Annotated in this window: 5 protein-coding genes; 2 read left to right on the forward strand and 3 right to left on the reverse strand. The window is 66.9% G+C overall.

The genetic code is table 11. The annotated features are described in order from the left end of the window. Positions 1-30 precede the first annotated feature (30 nt). Complete coding sequence (locus MJ777_RS13920; protein WP_239310044.1) at positions 31-1,422, forward strand: acyl-CoA carboxylase subunit beta; 1,392 nt, start codon at positions 31-33, stop codon at positions 1,420-1,422. A 158-nt stretch (positions 1,423-1,580) separates the two neighbouring features. On the opposite strand, the gene MJ777_RS13925 is transcribed toward MJ777_RS13920, so the two are convergent. The 3 genes from MJ777_RS13925 to MJ777_RS13935 all read right to left on the reverse strand — a co-directional run bounded on the left by MJ777_RS13925 (position 1,581) and on the right by MJ777_RS13935 (position 7,600). Continuing rightward, positions 1,581-3,911, reverse strand: a complete 2,331-nt coding sequence (locus MJ777_RS13925) for an AAA family ATPase (RefSeq protein ID WP_239376641.1) — start codon at positions 3,909-3,911, stop codon at positions 1,581-1,583. Positions 3,912-3,921: 10 nt separating this feature from the next. After that, complete coding sequence (locus tag MJ777_RS13930; RefSeq protein WP_239310042.1) at positions 3,922-4,632, reverse strand: hypothetical protein; 711 nt, start codon at positions 4,630-4,632, stop codon at positions 3,922-3,924. A gap of 325 nt (positions 4,633-4,957) precedes the next feature. Continuing rightward, a complete protein-coding gene (locus tag MJ777_RS13935; RefSeq protein ID WP_239376642.1) occupies positions 4,958-7,600 on the reverse strand; it encodes an EAL domain-containing protein in 2,643 nt (880 codons plus the stop codon). 132 nt (positions 7,601-7,732) lie between these two features. Between MJ777_RS13935 and MJ777_RS13940 the strand changes: the two genes are divergently transcribed. After that, complete coding sequence (locus MJ777_RS13940) at positions 7,733-8,611, forward strand: DUF5995 family protein (protein WP_255724068.1); 879 nt, start codon at positions 7,733-7,735, stop codon at positions 8,609-8,611. The last annotated feature ends 79 nt before the right edge of the window (positions 8,612-8,690 follow it).

The following is an 8,690-nucleotide window of genomic DNA, read 5'->3' on the forward strand; positions in this document are numbered from 1 at the left end:
CGAGACACTATGATCTCAAGGAGACAAAAAATGAGTCTCTCTACGCTCGAACGCATTGACCCACGCATTCCGTCAGCCCGGCTGACCCAGTTCTTCGATCCTGATTCATTCGAGCCCTTCACCACGGCGGACAGCTCCGGGGTGCTGGCTGGAAAAGGCACCGTTGATGGCAGTCCGGTCGTCGCCTTCGCCACGGACGCGACCATTCAGGGCGGAGCGATGGGCCGTGACGGCTGTGCGCGGATCGTCCACGCTATCGAGGCCGCGGTGCGCCTCGACGCTCCGGTGGTGGGAATCTGGCATTCCGGAGGCGCTCGGCTCCAGGAGGGTGTGGCGTCTCTTGACGGTGTCGGCCGCGTGTTCGCGGCAACCGTGCGAGCATCCGGGCGGATCCCACAGCTGTCCCTGGTGCTGGGTGCCGCCGCGGGTGGCGCGGCGTACGGCCCCGCGCTGACCGACATCGTCCTCATGGGCCCGGATGCCAAAATCTTCGTTACCGGCCCGGATGTCGTACGCACCGTGACCGGCGAGGACTGCACCGCCGACAGCCTGGGCGGAGCCGATGTACACGCACGCCGCAGCGGCGTGGTCGCGATCACCTGTGACTCCGACGAGGCCGCCATCGAACGCACCCGGCGGCTGTGCGCGCTCCTTGCCGATCAGGGCGAAATCGGACCGGTGCGGGATCGCGACCTCGGCAGCCTTCTGCCGGAGTCACCCCGCCGTGCGTACGACGTGCGCCCGCTGGTCGCGGGCGTCCTTGACGGCGAGGTGCTCGAACTCCACCCGAAGTGGGCACCGAACATCGTCACCGCGCTCGGCCGGCTCGGTGGCCGCACGGTCGGTGTGGTCGCGAACAACCCGCTGCGCCGTGGCGGCTGCCTGGACGCGGCGTCCGCCGAAAAGGCGTCCCGTTTCGTACGGATGTGCGACTCCTTCGGAGTACCGCTGATCGTCCTGGTCGATGTGCCGGGTTACCTCCCAGGCGTCGGCCAGGAATGGGAAGGCGTGGTCCGGCGCGGCGCGAAACTGCTCTATGCGTTCTCCGAGTGCGCTGTGCCCCGCGTCACCGTCGTCACCCGCAAGGCATACGGCGGCGCCTACATCGCGATGAACGCCAGCTGCCTGGGCGCAACAGCCGTGTACGCATGGCCAACAGCGGAGGTCGCGGTGATGGGAGCCGAGGCCGCCGTGGGAATCCTGCACCGCCGCACGCTGGCGGAGGTCCCGGCGCAGCGCCGCTCAACCGTGCTTGCCGAACTCACCGCCGAACATGCGCGCCTGGTCGGCGGGATCGACCGAGCCGTGGAACTGGGAGTGGTGGACGCCGTGGTGACACCCGCCGACACCCGCGCGGTCATCGCCAGCACCCTTGCCGGGGCACCCGCCGGCCGTGGCTCCCACGGCAACATCCCCCTCTAAGAGCGCCCGATCCCCCTGTAAGAGCGCCCGGCAAATCGCCGTCGTCCAGGTATCACAGCCGGGACGACGGCGCGGCTGCCGCGCCCCCGGCGTGAGCGGGTATGGCGCGCGGCAAGCCGCTCGTGCCGGTCAGATCCGATCGGTCCGGTCTGGTCAGGTCAGTCCGGACCCGCCGAGGCCGCGGCCCTGCTGAGATCGGGTAGCCGCAGCTGCTCGGTGGGGTGGCCCCGGTGTGCCTGGACGGCACTGAGGTGATATTCCTCCGCCAGGTCGAGAAAGTCGGGCTCGTGGTAGCGGCGACCATCCAGCGTGGGACCGAGCGTACCCTTCATGATCGCTTCAACATCCTCGCCGGTAATGGTCTTGTTCGTCTCCAGCGCGTGGGTCACCGCGAGAACCTCCCGGCGATTGTCCGACAGTATGACCTCGGTCCGTTGATACAGCTCCTGGAGCTTGGCCTCGACCTCATCGGCGAACCCGCCACCGAGGTACCCCGGGCTGCCAGCGGTGTGCGCCGGATTGCCGTCGAGACCCGAGGCCAGCGCCGGGCGGGACATCAGCGTGCTGCCCATCGCGTGCCTGCCGATGCTGCGGGCGACAAGTTCGGTGGCGGCATGCAGGTCACCGCCGACTCCCTGGGTGTGGTCACCGTCGAAGAACATCCGCTCGCCCACGATGGAGGCCAGGAAGGTCATCACATCGATCTCGACCTCGGACCGCCAGTCGACGAACCGGTCCTCCAACGGCACCGGAGCCACGAACCCACCGGTGTCCCCGCGGCGCTCGATGCTCGCCATGTCGATGACCATGTGCTTCTGCAACCGGTACATGACCACCGCATGGCATGCCTCGTGCAGGGCGATGCTGTGGCGCTCCCGCTCCACGTACTCGTGGTCGTCGGGCAGGCCGTGTTCCTTGATTGACTTGGCACGCAGCAGATCAGGCCAGGTGACGACCTCACGGCCGGCCTTGATGGCCTGGATGAGGGCCTCGTTGACCATGTCCTTGATACTCGCGCCGGTGGCGTAGGGGCTCATCACGGCAAGCCGCTCGACCTGATCGGGCGTCACCTCGTGGGTGACCTTCGCCAGATAGCCGTTGAAAGTCCGTACCCGGCCCTCCTTGCTCGGGTAGCCCACCTTGTAGATGCGGTCGATCCGGCCGGGGCGCAACAGCGCCTCGTCCAGTGACTGCGGCATGTTCGTCGCCATCATGACCATGATTCGGTACTTCGGTGGCGGCTTCGGGCGCATGCCCAGAGCACGCCGCACGACCCGGTTGAGGAAGCCACGCGGCTTCTTCAGACCCGATATCTCGGTGAGCAGCGCCTGCAGCGTTCCGTCGAAACTGGACTGACCACCGCCGCCGCCACCGGGAACCACGAACCGGGCTTCCACCAGTTGCCGGCGCGCCGAGTTGCTCGCGTAGGTCATCCCGTTGCAGGAGCCGCCGGAGCCGATCAGGCCGGTCCAGCTGCCGTCAGCGTGACCGGACGGCGTCGACCGCCCGAAGTCACCACCGGCGAGCTGACCACGATTGCCCAGAGTATCGGCTTCATCAAAGAAAACAATCACACCGCCATACCGCAGGGAGAGTTTGCGCAGCTTGCGGAAAAGGCTCTTCACCTTCATCACACCGACACCGAAGAACATGGCCTGAAAGGCGCCCGGGTCGACAAAGACATAGGGTTTCCCAGTCTCACCGGCGACCGCCTCCGCGATCAGCGTCTTCCCGGTGCCGGGCGGGCCCCACAGCAGGATGCCCCCGGGCACGTACCCGCCCCGGCTTTCGATCTCCTGCGGTTTCTCCAGGTAGAAGACCGCTTCCTTGACCCGGGACAGAACGTGGTCCTGGCCCCACACGTCGGTGAACCGGGTCTTGATGTCCTCGGGGAAGTACACATCCACACCACCGCGGGAGAGGAACCAGAACAACAGCGCAAACTGCCCGATGGTGATAAACATGATAAACATGATCTGCACCACGAACGGGGCCGCCCGCCAGATATCGCCGGGGAGCCCAATGATCGCGTTGAACACGGAGTCGTGCTTGATCCGGGCGTAGACAAACGCGAAGACCGCGGCCGTCGCCACCCATTTCAGGGCACGGCCGATGCGGTAGCGGTTCCAGTCGTTGAGCTGGCGCAGGCGGCGCTCGAAGCGGCCGAAGACCCTGTCGGTCCAGAAGACGTAATACTCCGACGACCGCTCGCCGATCAACATGTGGATCTGGCGGACAACCTCGATCGCGATCAGCGCCAACAGCCACCAGCTCGACGGCACCTGCTCACGCACGGCGTCGGACCAGCCCATGATCGGATTGTCCGCCGTAGCCGCGGCCACCACGAACACGAACAACGCACCGAACAGGACGAGAAACTTTATTCTGTCCCAAAACACCAGAGGCTTGCGCACCGGCGGCGCCGGCTCAGGTTGCGGGGGCACGACGGGGCCGATCGGGGACGGCTGCGCCGGCGGGGCCTGATTCATGTTCGTTACCTCAGGTGATCGGCTTGATCGTGAACGATGTCTGGACCTTCTGGATCTCGACCCGATGCCGGTCATAGCACCAGGACGAGCAGGCGAACACAAGCTGGTACAACCTGGTCTGATCACGGTCCAGCAGGCTTGTCTGGTCGACGGTGACGAGCCCGGTGCCCAGATGGAGCTGGTACACCAGATGAAGACCGTGGACGCCGCCCTCCCGGTGGACGAGATCCTCGGCCAGCAGGAGGAATTCGGGCTCAAGCCGGGCACGCTCGGGGTTCTGCCGGACCGCCTCCTCCTGCGCCTGGATCTCCTGGTCGATGGAGACGAGCTGGTTGCGCAGGTCATTGGTGGACAACGTGGCCGCCTCTTCCGGCAGAAGCTGGCGGACCTGCACGAATCCCTTGGGGTCGGCCGCGTCTGGAAGCAGCAGGTTCCTGTCGTCGAACTTCGGCGCGGCGTCAATCCCCACAACCCACTCACGGGTGGCCAACGTGCGCGCGGCCTCCGGACTGACGTTTCGGGTGTCGATCCCGATGAAGGCGGGTCCGGGCATCAGCTGATGCTGCCACGCACTCGGGATCTTGAGAAACGTACCGGCGTCCTTGTTCGTCACATACTGGTAACGAGCCGAGCCACAGCCGGCAAGAAGAACGACAGCGGCGAGGAGCGCCGGCACAACCAACGCGACGCGTCCCCGTAGCGTGCTGGTTCTCCCGCTCACGGCCAACCTCCAGAATCTGGTGAGGCTGTGCCTATGGTGCAGCACAGCCCCCCTGCGTGGCACCTTCTCTGAGAAAACCGCGTGCATGCAATGGGCTTCACGGCCTCGACCAGCCGAGATCCGATAGATCATCCAAAAAAGTCCACCCAGTACAATCCAGTAACATCGCCGTAGGTGATCGCCTCAACCATCATGCCGTGCCAGCCGCCGACGGTCAGCCCGAACGAGCCCAGCAGTGTCCGGCCCGACCTAGGAGCGCCCGGCAACAGGGGCGTGGATCAAGGAGCGGGGCTGGAAGTTCGCCGAGGCCTGCCGGCGGCGACCGCTAAGCGGCAAGATCCGCGGGTGGCACAGGATACCCGAGGAAGAAGCCCTGCCCCTCGTCACAGCCGAGGTCACGAAGCAACGTGCAGACCTCGTCCGACTCGATGCCCTCGGCAACCACCCGAAGATCGAGATTGTGGGCAAGATCAATGATTGATCGCACGATCGAGAAATCCTTGGGGTGACGCGCCACGTTCAGCACGAATGATTTATCGATTTTCAGGTCGTGCACTGGGAGATCACGCAGATAGGCGAGAGAGGAGTATCCGGTCCCGAAATCATCCACGGAGATCCGAATCCCGGCGCGCCCCAACTGGGTGATAACGGTCATCGCGTTGCGGGTGTTCACCATCACGGCGCTCTCGGTGAGCTCGAGTTCAAGCGCCTGCGGTGGCATACCGGTCCGCTCCAGTTCCGCCTGTACGGTCGAGAGCAGCTCCGCGTCGTGCAACATCCGTGCTGAGACGTTCACCGCCACGGGCAGCAACCGACCCGCGTCCCACCATGATCGGGCCTGGTCCAGCGCGAGCATCAGAACTCGACGGGTCAACGGCCTGACCAGGTTGCTCTGCTCGGCGAACGGAACGAAACGGCCCGGCTCGACCAGGCCGTGCGTCGGATGCTGCCAGCGAACCAGTGCCTCGACCGCCGTGGTCCGCCCGGTGCGCAGATCGACCTTGGGCTGGTAATGCAGGACCAGCTGGCCGCCCGCGATCGCCGAGCGCAGACCACCGAGCAGCTCGAGGCGCTCACGGCGGTTCTGGTCGGCGTCGGGGGCGTAGACGGCCACCCCGACCGACAGCTGTTTGGCCCGGTACATAGCCACGTCAGCGCACCGCACCAACGTTCCTGGATCACGTCCGTCAGCGGGAGCGAGCGCGATCCCGATACTTCCGTCCACGCTGAGCGGGAGAGCGCCGACATCGATACGTTCGGCCAGCGCGGCACGCACCCGGCTCGCGGCCGCCAGGGCGTCAGCGGCTCCCCGCGGCGCCGACGGCAACAGGATCGCGAACTCGTCCCCGCCGAGGCGGGCGACCGTCGTGGCCGGGCCGGTGGCGCGCCGCAGCCGCGCCGCCACCTCACGGAGCACGTCGTCGCCAGCACTGTGTCCCAGCGTGTCGTTGATCTCCTTGAACCGGTCAAGATCCATCAATAGCAGAGCCAGCGCGACGCCGTCGATCTCGGTCGCCCGCAACGCCTCTGAGATCCGCTTATGCAGGAAGACCCTGTTGGCCAGACCGGTCAGCGGGTCGTGCAGAGCCTGGTGGCGGATCTCACGCTCAGCGCCATCCCGTTCGATCGCGGCAGCCAGCACGTTGGCGACCGACTGGACGAAGTCCGCCTCGTCGGCGGCGAAGGCCCGCGGGTACGGCCCGTGCGCCACCAGCACGGCGTGCCCACGGCCAGCCGTGCCGATACGGGCGGCGACCCCGAGGGGAGCCGTCCCGTGCCTGACGACCGTGGGGCGATCCGAGGCCAGCGCGGCCGCGATGACCGCGGCGACCGGGTCCGCCCGCTCCGCCTGCTCCACCGGCTCCAGCACCGCGCACTCGGGCAGGTCCAGGGTGACGCGGACCAGCTGGACAGCCTCCGCGAGCAGGTCTGGGACGGTCATCCCGCCCAGGGCACGCTGACCGAGCTGAGCGACGGCCGCTTGCAGCCGTTCCGCCCGCCGCAGATCCGTGACATCCTGCAACACGAATGCGATCAGCTCTTGGCGCCCTTCCACGTTCGGGATGACCGAGACCCGTAGCGCCCGCTCCCCGCCAGGCCCGCCAGGCCCGCCGGGATCGGGGTCGGCCCGGCTGACGAGGTTGACGTCACCGTGCTGCGGACGGCCGGTCCGCGCCGCGGTGGCCACCAGTCCCCACTCGCCGTCCAGCGCGGCTCCCTCCCCGCGCGGACGCAACAGGAATCCCAGCCTGTCCAGGGGCTCGCCGGCCCGCAGCCGCTCGCCGAGCAGGCGGTCAACGACCCGCGACGTCCGGCGCAGACCCAGCGTGCGGTCGTAGACCGCGACACCGACCGGAAGCTCGTCCGCTGGCGTGCCCCCGGAAACAAGCTCCAACAGCGCCATATGCTCACCGACCGTCTCAGCTCCCAGCCGGCCACGGGTCACATCAATAATCGTCCCCGAATTGCCTGAAACCTCACCGTCCGGCGTTCGCAGCACATTGGCACGGATCTCGACACGCCGGTACGCACCGTCGCTGGTCCGGTAGCGGGCCACATGCCGGCAATGATCGAAACCGCCGGCCACCACCGCCATGAACAGTGCGATCGTCTGGTCGTATTCATCCGGGTGGACGTAGTCGAGGAAGTGGCTCCCCAGCGACGCGATGACATCGAAACCGGTCACCGTCGTCCATGCCTGGTTGAGATATGTCCAGCGCCCCTCGGCGTCGGTCTGGAAGACGACCTCGGTGAGGCTGTCGAGGACACCCCGGCCGGAACCATCTATCGCGACGGGCATCAGCCCGTCAGGCGTGGCGTTGCCACGTTGGGCAACAGGCGGTTCGCGCACATCCCGGCCGTGGCGGCTGTTGCTGTGTCGTGACCTGGCCGGTCCGCCGACGACATCCTGGCGCCCCGCACAGAGCGGCAGCATCGCCGCATCCGGATTGTGACCTTGGAGGGACATAGCGCAGCATTATCACGACTCTTCATCCAGCTGTAAATGCTTTAAGTTATGGCCTGGCTACCATGCCATCCCATGGGATGGCTACGAAGCGCAGTCATAACACTACTGATAGTTGCTCCACCGCTGGCCGGGATGCCTGATCGAGCCGCGGCCGAGCCTGCGGGGCATCGATTTCCCCCACCTTGCGTAACCGGCTCGCCGGCATGCGTACAGGAAACAGTGACAACTATGCGTAACCGCCTCAGGCCACTAGCGGACTACTGCGACCACCGCGCGGTCTTCTCCCTCGCCTACCTGCGCACGACTGAGGCATTTCGCGACACCGCCTCACAGCTGGGCTCCTTCGCGGATCCCGAGTGGGTCAACGCCGAGGACGCATTGTTCGCCGCGTACTACTTCCGGGCGTTCGACCGGTTCCAGGCGTCTGGCCAGTGGTCGGCGGACCGTCCCGCAGACGTGCCACCAGCCTGGCGGGTGGCGTTCAGCGCGGCCGCCACAACGACGCTCTCAGCCGCTGGTGACCTGCTGCTCGGCATGAACGCCCACATCACCCGCGACCTGCCGTTCGTTCTCGCCGAGCTGGGCCTGGTCGGCCCCGGTGGGCGCAGCCACAAGGGCGACCACGACCGCATCAACGCGATCCTGGCGAGCGTGCTGGATCCGTTGCTGGCGGAGGAGGCAGCCCGTTTCGACCCGCACCTGGATGACGAGACAAACGACTATGGTCTCGGCCGGGACGATCTGTTGGGAATGCTGGTGGCATGGCGGGAACGCGCCTGGCAGGATGCCGAACGGTTGGTCGCCGCCAGCGGCACCGAAGAGTACGCCGTTGTCGCGCGCGCGATCGAGAGCAGCGCCGAAGCCCGCGCCCGGTTGCTCTGGGTGCTGCTTGCCGACGAACAACCGGCGGCCACGCCGATGTCCCGGGACGTCTGGTGCGCGCGCCACCGGGTGTCCAGCGCGGCGTCCGAGGCCGCGGCGACGCCGGCATACCCAGCGGCCGGCCGCTAAGAGCGACCGGCAATAGGGGACGCGGCGTCGCGGGGCCAGGGCACGCACCCCTATCGCCGGGCGCTCTAAGAGCGTGTGT

Origin of the sequence: Protofrankia sp. Cj5, from assembly GCF_917627405.1 — a bacterium.
In the GTDB taxonomy this organism is placed as follows: Bacteria; Actinomycetota; Actinomycetes; order Frankiales; family Frankiaceae; genus Protofrankia.